Source organism: Labrenzia sp. THAF35, assembly GCF_009363595.1.
In the GTDB taxonomy this organism is placed as follows: Bacteria; Pseudomonadota; Alphaproteobacteria; order Rhizobiales; family Stappiaceae; genus Roseibium; species Roseibium algicola.
The window spans coordinates 4,484,882-4,503,769 of record NZ_CP045380.1; the positions used below are offsets into that span (position 1 = coordinate 4,484,882).

16 protein-coding genes are annotated in these 18,888 nt (G+C 56.6%); 6 read left to right on the plus strand and 10 right to left on the minus strand.

All coding sequences use genetic code 11. The annotated features are described in order from the left end of the window. Positions 1 to 8: 8 nt before the first annotated feature. The 8 genes from paaZ to FIU93_RS20550 form a co-directional block, all read right to left on the minus strand. Positions 9 to 2,057: a phenylacetic acid degradation bifunctional protein PaaZ gene (gene paaZ, locus FIU93_RS20515; RefSeq protein ID WP_152506577.1), complete on the minus strand. Its 2,049-nt coding sequence runs from the start codon at positions 2,055 to 2,057 to the stop codon at positions 9 to 11. A 31-nt stretch (positions 2,058 to 2,088) separates the two neighbouring features. Beyond that, a complete protein-coding gene (paaE, locus tag FIU93_RS20520; RefSeq protein ID WP_055654186.1) occupies positions 2,089 to 3,162 on the minus strand; it encodes a 1,2-phenylacetyl-CoA epoxidase subunit PaaE in 1,074 nt (357 codons plus the stop codon). Between the two features lie 127 nt (positions 3,163 to 3,289). Further along, positions 3,290 to 3,802, minus strand: a complete 513-nt coding sequence (gene paaD / locus FIU93_RS20525; protein WP_055654184.1) for a 1,2-phenylacetyl-CoA epoxidase subunit PaaD — start codon at positions 3,800 to 3,802, stop codon at positions 3,290 to 3,292. 4 nt (positions 3,803 to 3,806) lie between these two features. After that, on the minus strand, positions 3,807 to 4,583 hold the full coding sequence (gene paaC, locus FIU93_RS20530; protein WP_152506578.1) for a 1,2-phenylacetyl-CoA epoxidase subunit PaaC: 777 nt from the start codon (positions 4,581 to 4,583) through the stop codon (positions 3,807 to 3,809). Then, positions 4,583 to 4,867, minus strand: coding sequence for a 1,2-phenylacetyl-CoA epoxidase subunit PaaB (gene paaB / locus FIU93_RS20535; RefSeq protein ID WP_006933303.1), 285 nt, complete (start codon positions 4,865 to 4,867; stop codon positions 4,583 to 4,585). Before paaB ends, paaC begins: the two co-directional genes overlap by 1 nt. Before the next feature lie 16 nt (positions 4,868 to 4,883). Next, positions 4,884 to 5,366 (minus strand): DUF3291 domain-containing protein, encoded by a 483-nt coding sequence (locus FIU93_RS20540; RefSeq protein WP_152506579.1) that lies wholly within the window; start codon positions 5,364 to 5,366, stop codon positions 4,884 to 4,886. 5 nt (positions 5,367 to 5,371) lie between these two features. Then, on the minus strand, positions 5,372 to 6,364 hold the full coding sequence (paaA, locus tag FIU93_RS20545; RefSeq protein ID WP_152507656.1) for a 1,2-phenylacetyl-CoA epoxidase subunit PaaA: 993 nt from the start codon (positions 6,362 to 6,364) through the stop codon (positions 5,372 to 5,374). 129 nt (positions 6,365 to 6,493) lie between these two features. Then, on the minus strand, positions 6,494 to 7,354 hold the full coding sequence (locus FIU93_RS20550; protein WP_075283938.1) for a PaaX family transcriptional regulator C-terminal domain-containing protein: 861 nt from the start codon (positions 7,352 to 7,354) through the stop codon (positions 6,494 to 6,496). 171 nt (positions 7,355 to 7,525) lie between these two features. On the opposite strand from FIU93_RS20550, the gene FIU93_RS20555 reads away from it, so the two are divergent. After that, on the plus strand, positions 7,526 to 8,671 hold the full coding sequence (locus FIU93_RS20555) for a zinc ABC transporter substrate-binding protein (protein WP_152506580.1): 1,146 nt from the start codon (positions 7,526 to 7,528) through the stop codon (positions 8,669 to 8,671). A 79-nt stretch (positions 8,672 to 8,750) separates the two neighbouring features. On the opposite strand, the gene FIU93_RS20560 is transcribed toward FIU93_RS20555, so the two are convergent. Then, the gene (locus FIU93_RS20560) at positions 8,751 to 10,640 is read right to left on the minus strand and encodes a L,D-transpeptidase family protein (protein WP_209010186.1); all 1,890 of its coding nucleotides are present in this window, start codon (positions 10,638 to 10,640) and stop codon (positions 8,751 to 8,753) included. A 531-nt stretch (positions 10,641 to 11,171) separates the two neighbouring features. Here FIU93_RS20560 and FIU93_RS20565 point away from each other — a divergent pair. Continuing rightward, on the plus strand, positions 11,172 to 11,648 hold the full coding sequence (locus FIU93_RS20565) for a hypothetical protein (protein ID WP_022998705.1): 477 nt from the start codon (positions 11,172 to 11,174) through the stop codon (positions 11,646 to 11,648). A gap of 61 nt (positions 11,649 to 11,709) precedes the next feature. Here the strand turns inward: FIU93_RS20565 and FIU93_RS20570 are convergent, their stop codons facing one another. Beyond that, positions 11,710 to 12,267, minus strand: a complete 558-nt coding sequence (locus FIU93_RS20570; RefSeq protein ID WP_152506582.1) for a single-stranded DNA-binding protein — start codon at positions 12,265 to 12,267, stop codon at positions 11,710 to 11,712. Positions 12,268 to 12,851: 584 nt separating this feature from the next. On the opposite strand from FIU93_RS20570, the gene uvrA reads away from it, so the two are divergent. From uvrA to trmFO, 4 genes are all read left to right on the plus strand, one after another. Further along, positions 12,852 to 15,782, plus strand: coding sequence for an excinuclease ABC subunit UvrA (uvrA, locus tag FIU93_RS20575; protein ID WP_022998707.1), 2,931 nt, complete (start codon positions 12,852 to 12,854; stop codon positions 15,780 to 15,782). 244 nt (positions 15,783 to 16,026) lie between these two features. Then, positions 16,027 to 16,176 carry a DUF1127 domain-containing protein gene (locus FIU93_RS20580; protein ID WP_006933294.1) on the plus strand — a complete coding sequence of 50 codons (150 nt, stop codon included), beginning with the start codon at positions 16,027 to 16,029 and terminating at the stop codon, positions 16,174 to 16,176. 831 nt (positions 16,177 to 17,007) lie between these two features. Further along, entirely contained in the window at positions 17,008 to 17,157 is a 150-nt protein-coding gene (locus tag FIU93_RS20585) for a DUF1127 domain-containing protein (RefSeq protein ID WP_006933293.1), read from the plus strand. 293 nt (positions 17,158 to 17,450) lie between these two features. Next, positions 17,451 to 18,869 carry a methylenetetrahydrofolate--tRNA-(uracil(54)-C(5))-methyltransferase (FADH(2)-oxidizing) TrmFO gene (gene trmFO, locus FIU93_RS20590; protein WP_152506583.1) on the plus strand — a complete coding sequence of 473 codons (1,419 nt, stop codon included), beginning with the start codon at positions 17,451 to 17,453 and terminating at the stop codon, positions 18,867 to 18,869. Positions 18,870 to 18,888 lie beyond the last annotated feature (19 nt).

The following is an 18,888-nucleotide window of genomic DNA, read 5'->3' on the forward strand; positions in this document are numbered from 1 at the left end:
TGGTCGGCTTACGCAGACATCGGCCATTCCTTGGCGACCAATGTCAGAACGTCGTACTGGGCAACAGCTTCATCATTCTGGTTGGTCACAAGACAATCCCACCGCACTTCGCCATAGTCTGCTGAAATACGCGGCGAAATCTCCTTGGCGGTCAACTGAACCTTGAGTGCATCACCTGCGTTCACCGGCGTCATGAAACGCAGATTATCAACGCCGTAATTCGCCAGCACCGGACCTTCATCAGGATCGACGAACAGACCGGCGGCGAAGGAAACAATCAGATAGCCATGTGCCACGCGGCCTTCGAAGAACGGGTTCCGTTTCGCAGCGGCTTCATCCATATGCGCATAGAAGGTGTCGCCGGTGAACTTGGCAAAATGCTCGATATCTTCCAGGGAAACTTCCCGTGCCCCGGTGTTCAGCTGATCGCCGATCTTGAGGTCGGCCAATGACTTGCGGAACGGGTGCCGGCTGTCTTCCTGACCTGGTGCACCGGAAATCCAGCGGCCGGTCACTGCGCCCAGCAAGGCGGGTGTTCCCTGGACCGCCGTCCGTTGCATGTAATGTTTGACCGAGCGCAGACCGCCAAGTTCTTCGCCGCCACCTGCCCGGCCCGGTCCGCCGTGCACAAGCATGGGCAAGGGAGAACCATGTCCGGTTGAAGACTTTGCACTTTTCCGATTGCCGATCATGACGCGTCCATGGAAAGGCGCCATGCCGAGAACGGCTTCCTCGGCAACCAAGGGGTCGTTTGTGAACAGCGAGGCAACAAGAGAGCCCTTGCCCTTGTGGGTGAGTTCGACCGCTTCTTCCAGCTCGTCGTATGGCATCAATGTCGCAACCGGTCCGAACGCTTCGACCGAGTGAACCGCTTCTGCGCTCATCGGGTTGGCGCAATGCAAAAGTACGGGAGCCGCGAACGCGCCGGTTGCGGGGCTTGAGCCTGCAAGATCGGAAACGATCTCAGCTTCCACCTTCAGATCACTTACGCGCGCAAGCACTTCCTCACGCTGACCGGCTGAAGCGAGTGGCCCCATCGACACCGCTTCGTCTCGAGGATCTCCGATCACGGCCTTCCCAAGCCTCTTGCCGAGCGCATCAGCAACCGCATCGGACAATTTACGCGGCACGATGACCCGGCGGATCGCAGTGCACTTCTGCCCTGCCTTCACGGTCATTTCCCGGGCAACTTCCTTGACGAAGAGGTCAAATTCGGGATCTTCGGGGCTGACATCCGGGCCCAGAACCGCAGCATTGAGGCTGTCGGCCTCCATGGAGAAGCGAACGGAATTCTGCACGATTGCCGGGTTCCGACGCAGCATTAGTCCGGTGGCGGCGGATCCGGTGAAGGTAACAACATCCTGTCCCGTGACATGGTCGATCAGATCACCCGCCGACCCGCAAAGAAGCTGAAGCGAGCCTTCAGGAAGAATGCCGGTCGCCAGTATGTGGCGAACCATCAGCTCGGTCAGATAAGCAGTCTGGCTGGCAGGCTTGACCAGGCAGGGTACGCCCGCGATCAGGGCGGGTGCGATCTTTTCCAGCATTCCCCAGCAGGGGAAGTTGAAGGCGTTGATATGAACGGCAATACCGCGCAGTGGTGTCAGCACATGCTGCCCTGAAAAACTATTGTCCCGCGACAGCGGCTCCACCGCACCTTCGACGAACTCCCGGGTGTTCGGCATCTCGCGACGGGCTTTGGAGGAATAGGCGAACATGGTGCCAATGCCGCCTTCAATATCGATCCAGCTGTCCTTGCGCGTTGCCCCGGTCGCGAAACTCTCCTGGTAGAAGATTTCCTTTTGATCGGTCAGCGCCTGCGCCAGGGTTTTCAGCATCAAGGCGCGCTCGTGGTAGGTCATCTTGCGCAAGGCCTTGCCACCGGTGTCACGCCCCCAGGCAAGGGCCTCGCCAAGGTCCAGACCGGATGCGTCAATCGCGGCGACAGGCGCACCGGTTGCAGCGTCAAGCAGTGGCTTTCCCTCGGCCTTACCTGGCCTCCAGCTGCCAGCGAGATAGCTTTCCAAAACGCGGACTTTTTGCGGATGAACGGTCATTTTGAATTCCAGTTCTTGAAACGGAATGGTCTCAGGCGTCGTAAGTCACGACGAGGCGTTTGCTCAGCGGCCGCGACTGGCATGTCAGAACGTAGCCATCCCGAATTTCGTCGTCTTCCAGAGCATGATTGGCCGCCATTTCGACCTCACCTTCCAGCACCTTGCCGCGGCATGTGGAACACACGCCTGCACAGCAGGAATATGGTGCATCGATGTTGTGACGATGCGCTGCTTCCAGAATGGTCTCACCCGGTTCCATGTGGATTTCCCGCGTGGTGCCGTCGATGGTCAACCGAAGATCGGCCTCCTTCGCTGAACCATCGATGACCTCCGGCCGCAGCCGCGCCGGCAAGCGTCCCGGCTGGTCGGACTTGAACAGTTCCTGCCGTATCTTGTCCGCCGCGACACCGCGCGTTTCCAGGCTGCCACGAACGGTTTCCATCATGCCGTGAGGGCCGCAAAGAAATGCAATATCAATGTCCTGAGGATCGATCAGCGTATCGAAGAGATCGTTCAGCTTCTGCTCATCGACGCGGCCGGAAAACAGCTCGGTGTCCTGCGCATCGCTTTTGAGGATGTGGATCACCTGCAGGCGACCGAGATACCGGTTTTTCAGATCCTCCAGTTCCTCTCGGAACATGATCGAAGATATCTGCCGGTTGGCATAGACCAGTGTGAATTGAGAATTCGGCTCGCGGGCCAGTACCGTCTTCAGGATCGACAGGATCGGCGTGATGCCAGACCCACCGGCGAAACCGACATAAAAACGTGCGAGATCCGGTTCGATCGGGGCATTGAAGCTGCCGAGTGGTGGCATGGCCTCGACCATGTCTCCCGGCCGCATGCTTTCATGCGCCCAGCAGGAAAAAGCCCCTCCGTCGACGCGCTTGATCCCGACCTTCAGTGCACCGTCTTCGGTCCCGGCACAGATTGAGTAGCAACGGCGCACCTCGTGTCCGTCGAAATCACGCCGGAAGGTCAGATATTGCCCCTGCTCGAAACGGAACAGATCCTGTTCCTCCGACTGCGGCTGAAGGGTCACAACGACGGAATCTCTTGTATCCGGCGTTACGTCAGTCACTGTCAGCGCATGAAACCGCGACATGCATGTCCTCCCGAAACATGATCTGCTGCACCCTGCCTATATCGGCAAAAACGGATGCCAAAAAACTCAGGACGGCCTATGGAAGCTTTTCACCTTCCCTGGCGACCCGACTAATTGCAGTGCCCTCTCAGTGGCACTTGAAGTAATCGAATGGCTCCAGGCACGACCGGCAGCGATAAGCCGCCTTGCAGGGCGTGGAGCCAAACTGGCTGACCTTTTCCGTGTTTTCCGAACCACAGCGAGGACAAGCGACCTGAAAGCTCCCCTGACCTGTCAGCCGCGCGAGCCTTCCGGCTGCCGAACTGTCCGAACGGGTTCCGTCTACCGGCGGTGCAATGCCGTAGGCACGCAATTTCGCCCGGCCTTCCTGCGTCAGCCAATCGGTTGTCCAAGGCGGGCTGAGCTGCTGCTCAAGACGCACCTTGGTAACGCCGCATTCCAGCAACTTGGTTTCGATGTCCAGATTGATCACCGCAGTTGCCGGGCAGCCGCTGTAGGTCGGCGTGACGGTTACAACAAGCGTTTCGTCTTGCCAGGAGACATCACGAATGACGCCCAGGTCCGTCAGGGACAGAACCGGAATTTCCGGATCAGGGATCTCGGAAAGCCATTGCCAGACCGTGTCCATGGAAACAGGCATCGGATCACCAGGTTGCGCCGGGGTAGGCCCGCTGAAGGAACTGCATTTCTGCCAGCATGTGCCCCAGGTGTTCGGAATGACGACCAGTCAAGCCGCCCATATGGGCGAAGTCGCTTTCCGGAAGGGTAAGCGTAGCTTCATCCAGAACAGCTTCGACTGTTTCTTTCCATTCCGCTTTCAGGGAGGCGGCATCTGGAGCAAGCCCAGCCTCCGCCATCGCGGTGTCGATGGCATCACTGGCGAACATTTCACCGGTGTAGGACCACAACGCATCAAGAGCCTGCTGCATGCGGCGATGGCTCTCTTCAGTACCGTCTCCTAGACGGATCACGAGATCCGCGGATCGGTCGAGATGGTAGGCAACCTCCTTGCCAGCCTTCGCTGCAATGGCAGCGATCCGCTCGTCCTTCGAGCTTTTCAGGGCCTCGAGCAACGGCACCTGATAGGCATCGATCAGGAACTGTCTCATCAACGTCTGGCCAAAATCACCATTTGGCTGTTCGGCCAGCAGGAAGTTGCGAAAGTCCCAGGCGTCCCGAAGGTAAGCCAGCTCATTTTCGCCGCGTCCCTTGCCTTCAATTTCGCCGGCAAGCCCCAGCCACATGCGCGCCTGCCCGATTAGATCGAGAGCGACATTGGCGAGTGCGATATCCTCTTCCAGGACAGGAGAATGCCCGCACCATTCCGAAACGCGGTGCCCCAGAACAAGCGCGGTATCGCCTCTGCGCAGTAACCATTCGAAGAGAGTGTCGCGTGCGACTAGTTCGTCTTTTCTGGTCATCACATTTTTCCGACTTCATCCGGAATGTCGTAAAAACTTGGGTGACGATAGATCTTGTCCATGGACGGCTCGAACAAGGCATCCTTCGCGCCCGGATCAGAAGCAGTGATCTGTGCTGACGGCACGACCCAGATCGAAACGCCTTCCTTGCGGCGCGTATAGACGTCGCGCGCATTCTTGATTGCCATTTCAGCGTCCGGCGCATGCAGTGACCCTACATGGCGATGATTGAGACCATGCTGGCCGCGAATAAAGACCTCCCAGAGGGGCCATTCCTTTTTCATGATTTCCTCCGAAATGTCAGGCTGCAGAACTTGAGCATTGTGCCGACCGCCACAGATTGGCGTCTTTCACATGCTCCCAGCCGAAGGCAAGATCCGTTGACCCGTGCTCGTTCAGATAGTCGAGCTTCTGCCAGGCTTCTTCGAGCGTTGGCACATGGCCAGCGGCGACCGGCCACATGACAAAATGCATGCGCTCCATCACTTCGAACCATTCCGCCCGTCGGTCGTAGATGCGTTTGTGAACGGTCTTGAACACGAAGTTTTCCAGAGACCCGACGTCCGTCCAGACCGAAAGGTTCGGTATGACCAACGGGTCGCTTTCGCGCGTCATGGAAACCGCGTTGCCGGCCTCATCCTTCAAGCGCCAGACAAAACCGTTGCTGCGTTCGGCGGCGGCGTTTACCCGGTTCAGATTGTTGACGAAATCGGCAATCCGCGGATCGTTGATATCGTAACGGAGCCGAGCCACATTCAATTCGGCCAGATGAGTTTCGGTCATGGCGCTTACTCGGCCGCGGTTCTGGCAGCGACCTGCTTGTCAGCATGCGCCATCAACCCGTCACGCACCCAGGCACCATCTTCCCAGGCCGTCACCCGGGCTTCCATGCGTTCCCGGTTGCATGGACCGTTGCCCTTGAGAACTTCGAAAAACTCGCTCCAGTCCGGTTCGGAAAAATCGTAACCGCCCTTTTCCTCGTTCCACCTGAGGTTCTCGTCAGGCACTGTCAGCCCGAGATACTCAGCCTGGGGAACGGTCTGATCGACAAACTTCTGGCGCAGCTCGTCGTTGGTGTTGATCTTGATCTTCCAGGCCATCGACTGGGCGGAATGGACAGAGTCCTTGTCGGACGGACCGAACATCATCAACGACGGATACCAGAACCTGTTCAAGGCATCCTGCGCCATGCGGCGCTGCGCTTCCGAACCCTTCGCCATCTTCATCATGATGTCGTAGCCTTGGCGCTGGTGGAAGCTTTCTTCCTTGCAGATACGGATCATCGCCCGCGAGTACGGCCCGAAGGACGTCCGCTGCAACGGCACCTGGTTCATGATTGCCGCGCCATCCACCAACCATCCGACAGCACCGATATCGGCCCACGTCAGGGTTGGGTAATTGAAGATCGAGGAATATTTCATTTTGCCGGCATGGAGCAGCTCGATCAACTCGTCCCGGCTTACGCCGAGGGTTTCAGCCGCACAGTAGAGGTAAAGGCCATGGCCTGCCTCATCCTGAACCTTGGCGAGCAGGATCGCCTTGCGCTCGAGTGTAGGCGCACGAGTTATCCAATTGCCTTCCGGCAACTGGCCGACAATTTCTGAATGAGCATGCTGACCGATCTGACGGATCAGGGTCTTGCGATAGCCTTCCGGCATCCAGTCCGTTGGTTCGATTTTCTCACCACGGTCAATGCGTTCCTGAAAGGCTCTTTCCTCGTCCGTCATCTCCGCGAGAGAGAGAACTTTGGTCGAGTCGGTTTTTACCATCTGGGCATACATGACGCCTCCTTTCGTCATGTTGAATTTCCAAAAGGATACCTCACAACACATCACAGAAAAAGCATGAAATTAATTATTTTTGTGATGTTTTGTCGCCTGTTTCAGATGATTGCCGAAACACGATATAATTTAATCAGTTAGGGAAAGTGACCGCATACGTTCCTGCACCGCATCCGGTGTGGCCGGTAGTGGACCGTCCTGGTTCAACAGGTTCCGACCGATGTAACTGTCGGCTGCCGGAGAAAGGCCCGCGTAGAGCGCGGCGAACAACGAACGCGCTTCATATCCGGCCCAGTCTGCCGGCAAGACCGAGCGTGGCAGGCGGGGATCCCGCAGGCGAATGCCGCGATAGGCATGCACCAATGCCAGTCGGAACAACAGTGCGGACGGAGGCGCAACACCATCTGCGATCAGGTTCTGCATGGGTTTGAAGTGGGAGACAAAGCCTGTGTAGTCCCGAGCCAACAGCTCCAGTCCGAAGGAGGAAGCAGCTATTTTTTCCAGTTCACCTGATTTCAGGTTCAAAGCCGACGCGCGAAACGCGGTGCCAAGGATGGGGCGTCCCGGTCTGTCGGCGCCGATGTAGACATTCCCCTCAAGTGACGCGAAACCAAACCGCATCAGAACGGCCTGATCCGCTGCTTCCGTACAACGGGTCAACAGCCAGCCACAATCCGGATCCTCAGGGCCATAAAACAAGTCTGCCGCCAGGTGATATTCCTCCCGGGCATCCGGTGTCAGAGCGTAAAAGCTTCGCCTGCCTTCCCGCTCACCTTTCAACTGACCTTTTGAAACCAGGCGAGACACCGCGGTCCTGACAAGCGATTCATTAACGCTGAAGCCGGCGCAAAGGCTGATCAGGTCTCCCATCCAAAGCACACCGCCACGCGGTTCAACGATGTCGCCGTAGATGGTCACGATCAGCTGCGCAGCCTTGGGCGGAAAGGGCCGCAGGAAACTGTCGGCAAGTATTTCGGTTCCGGTGTGCATGAAGCTTCTGATCCGTCAGCATTTTTCTAAAGCTTATCTGTACGGCGGCTGCAAACCAAGATGTTCACGGATGCTCTCGACAACATTCCGGCGAAAGCGGACTTGAAAACCCAATTTTTGAACGTTATAAAATAACACGTTATAAAATTACATCATCCTGAAGGCCTACTTATGCCCCTCACCTTCTCCGCCATCAAGAACAGCGCCTGCAGGTCACTTTATCTGACGGCTCCCGCCGCAGCAGCACTAGTGACCCTGACAGTGAATGCGCACGCCGACGCCCCCAGTGTCGTCACGTCCATCAAACCGATCCATTCCATCGCATCGGCCGTTATGGAAGGTGTCGGGACGCCCTATGTCCTTGTCGACGGCGCCTCCTCTCCTCATGGCTACGCGCTGAAACCGTCGCAGGCGTTTCTACTTCAGGGAGCCGATGTGGTGTTCTGGGTTGGGCCAGAACTGGCTCCCTCGCTCAAGAAGCCGATCGAAACCATGGCCAAGAATGCTGTAACGGTCGAACTGATCGATGCGTCTGGAATTCATCAACTCAACATCCGCGAAGGTGCCAGCTTCGACGCCCATGATCACGATCATGACGATGGGCACAGTGGCGAAGAGCATGCGCATGATCATGCAGAAAAAGATGACCACGACCACGCCGGCGGCGAACATGATCACGAAGAGGGCGAACATGAACATGCCGGCCACGAACATGATGACGACGACAGCCACGCCGAAGCCCATGACCACTCGGGTCACGACCACGACGCAGAGCATCAGCACGCGGCACACGGGGCTGTCGATCCGCATATCTGGCTGAACCCGGAAAACGGCATAGAGATCGCAAAAATCATGGCAGATACCCTGGCGAAACAGGATCCTGCCAACGCCGAAATCTATAAAAAGAATGCAGCGGCTTTTTCCAAGCGGATCGCGTCACTCGATCAGGACATTTCCGCTGAACTGGCTCCGTTTGCAGGCAAAAAGTTCATCGTCTTCCACGATGCCTATCATCATTTCGAACATCACTATGAAATCGAGGCCAGTGGATCGGTTACCGTTTCTCCGGAAGCTCTGGCGAGTGCAGACCGAATTCAGGAAATCCAGGGCAAGATCCGGGACCTCGGCGTAAGCTGCGTTTTTCAGGAACCGCAATTTGACGCAAAGCTGGTTTCGGTTGTTCTGGAAGGCAGCAGCGCTCGGTCAGGTACGCTTGACCCGCTGGGCACCGATCTTGAAAATGGCCCGGACCTTTATCCGCAACTTCTGAAGGGGCTCTCAAGTTCTCTGAAGGAATGCCTCGGCGGCGCCTCCTGATATTGCCTCTTCGCGAGTGCAAACAAAAAGCCGCCGGAGGTCACCCCTTCGGCGGCTTTTGTTGTTCTGCTATCCCAGATCAGGACGTTCTGACTTTTTCCCGCTCTGCTTCGGTTTTCTCGATGGCCTTCAACAGATGCATGTCCCGATCGTAGACGTCGGTATAGAAGGCAACCGTCCCGTCCAGTTCAGGCCACGCCGTAAAGTAGGACACATAAACCGGAATATCGCCGGTCACCTGTTCTTGCTGGTTCTGACCGCCCGAAATACGCGAGCTCACGTAATCCTTGGATTTGCCGAGAACCGCAGCGGCCATGGCCTTCGGATCCTGCAGACGGATGCAGCCATGGCTGTATGCGCGCATATCCTTGTTGAAGAGGTTCTTTGACGGCGTATCGTGCATGTAGATGTGATGCCTGTTCGGGAACAGGATCTTGACTTCGCCAAGCGCGTTTGAGCTGCCCGGATACTGGCGGACGTTGACCGATTGCTGTTTGGAAGCAACCGCGTACCAGTCGACCGCGGAAGACGAAACCTGCCGGCCGCCTGGTGTCGTTACTTCATAACCGGCGCGGTCGAGATAACTCGGGTCGTTGGCCAGTTTCGGCAGCATTTCATTGACAATGATCGAATACGGCACGCCCCAATACGGATTGTATTCAACGATTTCGATCTTGTCGTAGAAGAAGTTGGTCTGATTGGATTTCTTGCCGACTACCACCCGCATGCTCAATGGAGCTTCGTCAGGCGCGGTATAGGTCGCGGTGAAGGCAGCCTGGTTGATGAAAACCTTGCGTTCGCCGAGCTCTTCGGGAAGCCAGCGGCTGCGCTCCATGGCCAGTTCGACCTTGGCGATCTTCGCCGCGTTGGTTTCGCCGACCATCGCGTTGATGGTGTTCTTGCCGATGATACCATCCGGCGTGAGCTTGGCTTCCTTCTGGAAAGCCTTCACCAGCTCAACGAGTTCCGGAGAATAAAGTTCAGCGCCATCATAGGCAGTCAGCGTCTCTTCATGAGCCGACTTGAGTTCCTCCGAGCCGTTCTTGGCGATCGCGGCGACGATGTTCTTCATTTCAGGGCTGGATTTGCCAGCCTTCAGGAATGTGCCGGGCGCGATGACGATCTGGTCGGCGTCTTCATCTTCTGCTCGCAAGCGGGCCAACTCTTCGGTCAGCTTGCGGAAATGTTCACTCTGAGGCTGCGCTTTGGCAACTGCTGTTTCGGCATTGGCCGCTGCCTTGAAGCCTTCCAGGGCTGCAACGAGATCGACTTCATGCCTCGGAAGATCGTGATATTCGGAAATCCGGTTTGGATCGACACGTCCGCGCCTCGAATCCAGAACATATGTCAGAACGGCTGCACTCATCTCCATCTCGAACCGCATCGTGGCGGCATCGAGTGCCTCACCTTCAAGACCTTCAGTTACGGGAAGATCGACGACATAGTCTTCCGGGTTCAGCGCAAATTTGCCTGTATCAGCGAGACTGCTACGGACCGCGATTGCCTTTTCTGTCGGCTTACCGTCTTTCACCCAGACGAAATCGGGATGCTCACGATAGAATGAAATGACTGCAGAACCCACTTCCGGAAGGACGGTGAGCGACATGTCTTTCAATGCCGGACGCGCCGTGTCGAATGCGGTCAGAACGACCGGAGCCTGTGGCAGGCTATCGCTTTCGGTGCTCGGGGCATCCGTCGTTTCAACGGGCTGGACATCAGGCTTCACCTCGGCGGACTTGATCTCCGACAATTCAGCCAGCGAAACCTTCTTCCAGCTGTCGGCCGTGTAATTGAGGTAGCGCGGCGCAGAGACCTTTGCGGTAACGACCTTCTTGCTAAGATCCTGTTGGCGCTCACGTTCCTGCTGTCGGCGATGCGCTTCCGGATTGAACAGACGCTGGAACAACCCCTGCGCGGAAGCAGGCTCAACCGAGACCAGGTTAAAACCGGAAAAAAGCACCGTCGCCATCAAGCCAGCCCTGAGGGACGTCCCCAGGACAGAACGTTTCGGTTTTTTCCCGGTACATTCGCTCAGTGCCATTGCATTCGCTCGCATTGTCTAAACCCGCTTTTTTTAAATCTTTTCGAACCTGACGCCTTGCCCAAGTCACCAGGGTTTTATTGCTTCCCTGCAAGGATCGAAGGCTGTTCGGCATATCCGCCGAGGATGTTCTACATCCGAACGTGATATGGCAACGCAGTTACCGTGCAACCGGGCCCCGCGACCCGATTCCCGGAAACTGCGCCCGTAAACCGTTTGATACTATAACAGGGTTCATCAGATGGTTAAGGGGCGCCGTCCTACACAGGTTTGAAATCAGTCGACTGTGACGATTTTGCCTCGTTGCTGACAGTACGGCTGCCCACCATCACGGTGCCAGAAACGGCAGAACTGCGGCTGTTTGGAAAAACAACCTCGCGTGATTGGCATCACGCCACCTTCTTCATCAAAGGCGTATCTACGGCTTCACGAGTACGTGAGACATTACCGGAGAGCCAAATGCCGTTTCAATTCAATGTTGGTGACCATTCGTCACCGATCTGGAAATACACAAGTTTCAACTCTTCCCAGTATTCAAAGCTGAAATGGGCCAGAAACAAGCTTTTCAAGATGGTCAAGAACAACCCGGGATGTAATGCCTATTTCCGGACGCTGCCCAAGGGGCGAAGCTTGTCGGACATGATCAACGACAGCTCGATTTGGGTGAATTACGGACCGACCATTTCACCGCTACATGGGGAAATCCACGTTCCTTCCGGGGAAATCGCGGTTGGTGACCGGGCCTTTAAAATGGGCAGGTGGATGGTGCTGGCCACCATCATTCATGAATTCGCGCATCACAACGGCGCCCCGATTACGGGTGGCGACACACGCGCAGAAGAAGCCGTCTATCACTGCGGTCTCGGCAGTGCGAAGGAATATTACGACGGCGTTGATGACCCGAACACGCCTTACGACCCGAACGTTGGCGGTTGATCAACATAACCTGGTGCGCGGCCCCAAAGCATGGGACCGCACCCGGTAGGGCAGAAAAAGATCAGAACGGAATTTCGTCGTCCATGGGGCCACCACCACCGCCGCCGGACGGACCGCCGTAACCGCCACCGCTGCTGGAACCGCCGCCATAGCCACCACCGAAATTCCCGCCGGAACCGGAACCGCCGCCGCCGAAGCCACCTCCGCCACCGCCTTGTGAGTCATTGCCGTAATCGGGAAGACCGCCGGATGCACCGCCACCTTCGCCGCGGCCGTCAAGCATGGTCAGGTTGGAGTTGAAACCCTGCAGCACGATCTCGGTGGAGTACCGGTCCTGACCGGACTGATCCTGCCATTTGCGGGTCTGAAGCTGGCCTTCGAGATAAACCTTTGATCCCTTGCGCAGATATTGCTCCGCAACTTTGCAAAGACCGTCGTTGAAGATCACGACGCGGTGCCACTCCGTCTTTTCACGACGCTCACCGGTGTTGCGGTCTCGCCAGGATTCCGACGTCGCAATCCGGAGATTGGCGATCGGGCGGCCATCCTGCGTACGGCGGATTTCCGGGTCTGCTCCCAGATTGCCGACCAAAATTACTTTGTTGACGCTGCCCGCCATACTGAACTCCTGTTTGTTTTTCGTTGACCCCGCCGACGATGTTCGTGTGCTTCTCCGGCACGTGTCGATAAACGGTCAACGTTGCAAGCTTTGCTGCTAGAAACCAGAACCCTAACGGCACGCCAACAGCTTCGCCGCTATTTTCGCCCGGCTTCACTCATTTTCCACAAGGCAACTCACAAACTGCCGCCTGGTTCATCCGCCTAAAATTCGAGCAAAGTCGACAGACACAATCCTTGATTGCGCCAAGTTACAATTTGCTCCACTTTTGTTCCAATCAAGCCTCGATTTTTCTGTCAGGACATTATCTCATGAACTGCGAGGTTTCGGTCACCTATTTCTGCTCGGCTCCTGACGCGGCAATCGTTAATGTACTTGTTTTGTTCTTATCATTTCGGTAAAAGCGATTCAATCAGGCATCGCATCGACAAGTGCCTCCGGCACGATAATGAAAATGCCTCACTGGAAGCTCCGCCCGAAACTGCTATATCGGGGCAAACAGACATCATCGGCAATGGACCATCTTAGCGTATGCGAGAGCAACAATCGTCTTTGGGCGACGCATGCGGTCAGGAAGAACGACAATGAAGACAGCCAAGGGATCGCAGTCGGAAGAAGCCTGGAAGGCGGACCCAACACGGGTCATCAGCATCCGTGGCGCACGGGAGCATAACCTGAAGGGCGTCGACCTGGACCTGCCCCGCGACAAGTTGATTGTCATGACCGGCCTGTCTGGCTCAGGCAAGTCGTCACTCGCCTTCGACACCATATATGCAGAAGGACAGCGGCGGTACGTGGAAAGCCTGTCCGCCTACGCGCGTCAGTTCCTGGAAATGATGCAGAAACCGGACGTCGACCAGATCGACGGACTGTCTCCGGCAATCTCCATCGAACAGAAGACCACGTCCCGCAATCCGCGCTCCACAGTCGGAACGGTTACGGAAATCTACGATTACATGCGCCTTTTGTTTGCGCGTGTCGGCGTTCCCTATTCCCCCGCCACCGGTCTGCCGATCGAAAGCCAGACCGTCAGCCAGATGGTGGATCGCATTCTGGAGCTGGAAGAAGGTGCCCGCCTCTACCTGCTCGCGCCGATGGTTCGCGGCCGCAAGGGCGAGTACCGCAAGGAACTTGCCGAGCTGATGAAGAAGGGTTTCCAGCGCGTCAAGATCGACGGAACCTTCCATGAGATTTCCGAGGCCCCTGCCCTCGACAAGAAATTCAAGCACGATATCGACGTCGTCGTAGACCGTATCGTCGTGCGCGACGATATCTCCGGCCGGCTTGCCGATTCACTGGAAACGGCGCTGAAACTTGCCGATGGCATTGCAATTGCCGAATTTGCCGACAAGACCGACGAGAACGGCAACCCGGAACGGCTGATCTTTTCCGAAAAATTTGCCTGCCCGGTATCCGGCTTCACCATTCCGGAGATCGAGCCGCGCCTGTTTTCGTTCAACAATCCCTTCGGTGCCTGCCCCACTTGTGACGGCCTTGGAACGACACTCGCCTTCGAAGAAGACCTGGTTGTTCCTGACCACTCGCTTTCCCTGCGCGAAGGAGCTGTCCTGCCGTGGGCGAAGACAGGGTCGACATCACCTTATTATGCCCAGACGCTGGAAGCACTCTGCAGTCATTTCAAGGTGTCCATGGCAACGCCCTGGAAGGATCTTCCATCGGAAGTGCGCGAGGCAATCCTTCATGGAACCGGCAATGCGAAGATTGAATTCGTCTATGATGACGGCGTCCGCAGCTATCGGACAGAGAAGACCTTTGAAGGTGTAATCGGCAATATCGAAAGGCGGTGGCGTGAGACGGAATCCACCTGGGTTCGCGAGGAACTGGCAAGGTTTCAATCCGATCATGCCTGCCCGGCTTGCAGCGGGTTCCGTCTGAAGCCGGAAGCGCTTGCCGTCAAGATCGCCGGCAGGCACATCGGTCAGATCACCGAACATTCCATTCGCGATGCAAGCCTCTGGTTTGAAGCCCTGCCGGAGCAACTGAACGACAAGCAGAGCGAAATCGCAGGCCGCATCCTGAAGGAAATTCGCGAGAGGCTGAAGTTCCTGAATGACGTTGGCCTTGAATATCTCACCTTGTCCCGCTCTTCCGGAACACTGTCAGGCGGCGAAAGCCAGCGTATCCGCCTCGCCTCGCAGATAGGCTCGGGGCTGACAGGAGTTCTCTATGTACTGGATGAGCCGTCCATCGGCCTTCATCAGCGCGACAACGCCCGTCTTCTGGAAACGCTGAAACACCTGCGCGATCTCGGCAATACGGTGATTGTGGTCGAGCATGATGAAGACGCGGTGCTGACTGCCGATTACGTTGTCGACGTCGGACCTGGAGCGGGCGTCCATGGCGGGCAGATCGTCGCCAAGGGCACTCCCTCCGAAATCATGGCCAATCCCAATTCGTTGACGGGGCAGTACCTGTCTGGATCCATGATGGTTTCGCGCAACGACGAGCGCAGAAAAATCAACAAGAAGCGGAAGATCTCCGTTCGCGGCGCCCGCGGCAACAATCTGAAGGACATTGACGTCGACGTGCCGCTCAGCACGTTTACCTGTGTCACCGGTGTGTCGGGTGGCGGCAAGTCCACGTTCCTGATCGATACGCTCTACAAGGCCGCGGCTCGTCGCCTCAATGGCGCGCGGGACAACCCTGCCCCGCACGATCGTATCGAAGGCCTGGAAGTGCTCGACAAGGTCATCGACATCGATCAGTCACCGATCGGCCGGACACCCAGATCCAACCCGGCGACCTACACCGGTGCCTTTACCCCGATCCGTGAATGGTTCGCCGGCATGCCTGAAGCCAAGGCCAGAGGCTATCAGCCCGGCCGGTTCTCCTTCAACGTCAAGGGAGGCCGCTGCGAAGCCTGTCAGGGCGATGGCGTCATAAAGATCGAAATGCACTTCCTGCCGGATGTGTACGTCACTTGCGACGTATGCAAAGGCAAACGGTACAATCGAGAAACGCTCGAGGTCGAGTTCAAGGGCAAGTCGATTGCCGACGTGCTCGACATGACCGTGGATGAAGCCGCCGTGTTCTTCTCCGCAGTTCCTGCCGTGCGCGACAAGATGGAGACCCTGGCGCGTGTCGGTCTCGGCTACATCAAGGTCGGCCAACAGGCGACCACGCTTTCAGGTGGTGAAGCGCAGCGCGTAAAGCTTGCGAAGGAACTCTCCAAGCGCTCGACGGGCCGTACGCTTTACATTCTGGACGAACCCACGACAGGCCTGCATTTTCACGATGTCGCAAAGCTGCTGGAAGTGCTTCACGAACTGGTTGACCAGGGCAACACGGTTCTGGTGATCGAGCACAATCTCGAAGTCATCAAGACGGCAGACTGGATTATCGATCTGGGACCGGAGGGTGGTGACGGTGGCGGTACGGTGGTTGCAACCGGACGCCCTGAAGACGTTGCTGAGGTTTCGGAAAGCTACACGGGACAATTCCTGCAGGAACTGCTGCAGCGACGTCCGCAACGGGCGCACGACGCTGCGGAATAAGTCTTAACCAGTCTCCAGTTACGTGACGACAGGCATGTGTGCACCGCACACATGCCTTTTTCATTTGTATTTCCGCATGTTCCACGAATCATCCGGATTCTGGCTGCGCAAGCTTTGCTGCATTGCATCAAACGCATGTCAGGCATGCAGAGATGGCACTTCTTTTATTTCGAGTGGTGAAATATATCATTGGACAACAACGGCGCGGAACGCACACGCGTTTCGATAATTAAGGAATAAGAAGATGTTTGACACCGTGCGCCAAAAGTACAGCAACTGGGTAAGCTACCGCCGTGCGGTTGACGAATTGTCCCGCCTTTCGGCCCGTGAGCTTGCCGACCTCGGCATCTGCCGCAGCGACATCAAATTTGTCGCACGTCGTCAGATTGGCTGAATGAAATAAAGAGATCGCGTCCCTAGGCATCCTCCTCCCAGCCGACGGGCGTGTGACACGCAGGGCATCCTCCTCCCAGCCCTGTCACGTCGAAACGTCGCCCGCCAGCACCTCCTCCCGCTGGCGGGCGTTCGTTTTTCTGGCGTCCTGATTTCCTCCCATGCCTGCCTGGTCAGGCAAGAGATTCCTCAAAATTCTGACACTCCAACGCCAAGTGCGATATCTGGATGTGTTCAACTGTCTCCAGGTCGATGTCTCTGCTTTTGCGGCGACAGCTCGCTCTTTCCTCCAAGCGAAGCAATCCCTGTGAGAACGCCCAAGCGATGCAAGTCAGCAGAAAATAGGTATTCACAAGCTGGGTCGTTACCCGGGCCGGGGGCGCATTCGGATAATTTGATGTCTTCGCTTGTTGCGATGCCGTGTTTTCAATTGGGCTGGTAGATCGACAATCTGTCTTGTAAACTCCGCCGTCTTCTCCGTCTATCGCCGCCTGCCTTCCGTCAGCGCAGATCACTCGTGCGTACCAGGTCTGTCTATAGTTTTCAGGCGATACCAAATGACGGACTGATCCGTAGAAAGGAACCCTCCCGACTGCATTTTCATTTCGCACCTGCGAACACTCAAATCATGACAGCTATGCGAAGCATGCGGGTCGTTTTGCCATTTCAACCCCATTAAGGCTTTTTTAATCTGCATTTTTTGCATATCAGCTTCGCGATTTCCCCTCTACCTCGCACTGCACAAAACACCTATCTTCCAGCCTGTAAGAGATGAACGGGCCAGACGCCGATCCGCGGTGCCATGGCCATGAGATAGCGAAAGGCCTAAACCATGATCGATACTGTTGTTCGCAAATTCAATAACTGGAAACGCTTCCGTCAGACCTATGACGAGCTGTCCAACCTGTCCAACCGCGAACTGGACGACCTGGGCATTGCCCGCTCCGACATCGCTCGCTACGCGCGCATGTCTGCGAAATAACAAAGCTTCGCGGTCAGAAGGTATCCTCCTCCCAACCTGATGACCGCATCTTCCGCGCTCCATGCGTGGAACTCCAAAAGCGCCTGCCGGTACCTCCTCCCACCGGCGGGCGTTTTTTTGTTTTGTCGGCAATCATATCTGTGCCCGACCTCAGACCATTCCGTCACATCGATATGGCGCACATTGCGGTTGCCCGACTTTGCCTGTAATCAGGGCGGCAAAGCAATTGTCCGGATCCACCTTGCCGCAAGTCGGTGACGAAAGGCGGCCGGAACAAGTCCCAGGGACACAAAATGACCCCCATCCATATCATCGGCGGCGGCCTTGCCGGTTCAGAGGCTGCCTGGCAGATCGCACAAGCCGGACTGCCCGTCGTCCTCCACGAAATGCGCCCTGTCCGCAAAACGGATGCTCATCAGACCGAAGGTCTTGCCGAACTTGTCTGCTCGAATTCTTTTCGTTCTGACGATTCCGAGCAAAACGCCGTTGGACTGATACATCATGAACTGCGTCAGCTCGGTTCTCTCATCATGTCTTGCGCTGACGCTCATCAGGTACCTGCCGGCAGTGCACTTGCCGTGGATCGGGACGGATTCTCCAATGCTGTTACGACCGCACTTCAAAATCATCCGAATGTGACGATCTCGCGTGAGGAAGTCGCAGGTCTGCCCCCTTCTGACTGGGAAAAGGTCATCATTGCAACGGGACCGCTGACGTCACCGGCTCTCTCGGCGGCAATCCTGGAAAAAAGCGGGGAAGATGCTCTTGCATTCTTCGACGCTATTGCACCGATCGTCCACTTCGAAAGTGTTGATCTTTCCAAGGCCTGGTTCCAGTCACGCTATGACAAGGTGGGGCCTGGCGGCACTGGCAAGGACTATCTCAACTGCCCGCTGGACAAGGTGCAATACGAAGCCTTTATCGATGCGCTTCTTGAAGGTGAAACAGCGGACTTCAAGGAATGGGAAGAAAACACGCCCTACTTTGATGGCTGCCTGCCAATTGAAGTCATGGCTGCCCGCGGCCGCGAAACACTTCGGCATGGCCCGATGAAGCCCATGGGACTGACCAACGCGCATAATCCGGAGGTGAAGGCCTACGCGGTTGTGCAACTACGTCAGGACAACGCACTCGGCACGCTCTACAACATGGTTGGTTTCCAGACAAAGCTGAAATACGGTGCCCAGGCCGAAATTTTCCGGATGATTCCAGGCCTTGAAAACGCACAATTTGCCCGCCTTGGCGGCCTTCACCGCAACACCTTCCTGAACTCGCCGAAGGTTCTCGATGGAACTTTACGGCTCAAAGCCGATCCTCGGCTGCGGTTTGCCGGTCAGATCACCGGCTGTGAGGGCTATGTGGAATCGGCGAGCGTCGGTTGCCTCGCCGGACTGTTTGCAGTCCTTGAAGCCCGCGGTCAGGAGATCGTCTCGCCACCCGCAACGACTGCCATGGGTGCGCTGCTCGGTCATATAACCGGCGGACACATCACACGGGACGAAGGTGCCGGCAAACCGGGGTCTTTCCAGCCGATGAATGTCAATTTCGGCCTCTTCCCCGAAGTGGACGCACCAAACAAGGATGAAAACGGCAAGCGACTGAAAGGCAAGGACAAGACCCGTGCCAAGAAACTTGCGATGACCAATCGGGCGAAGACGGACTTCACGGGCTGGCAGGCCAAGTTAGGCCTTGTGAAACAGGCCGCCGAATAGTCGGTGCCGATTGGCCCCA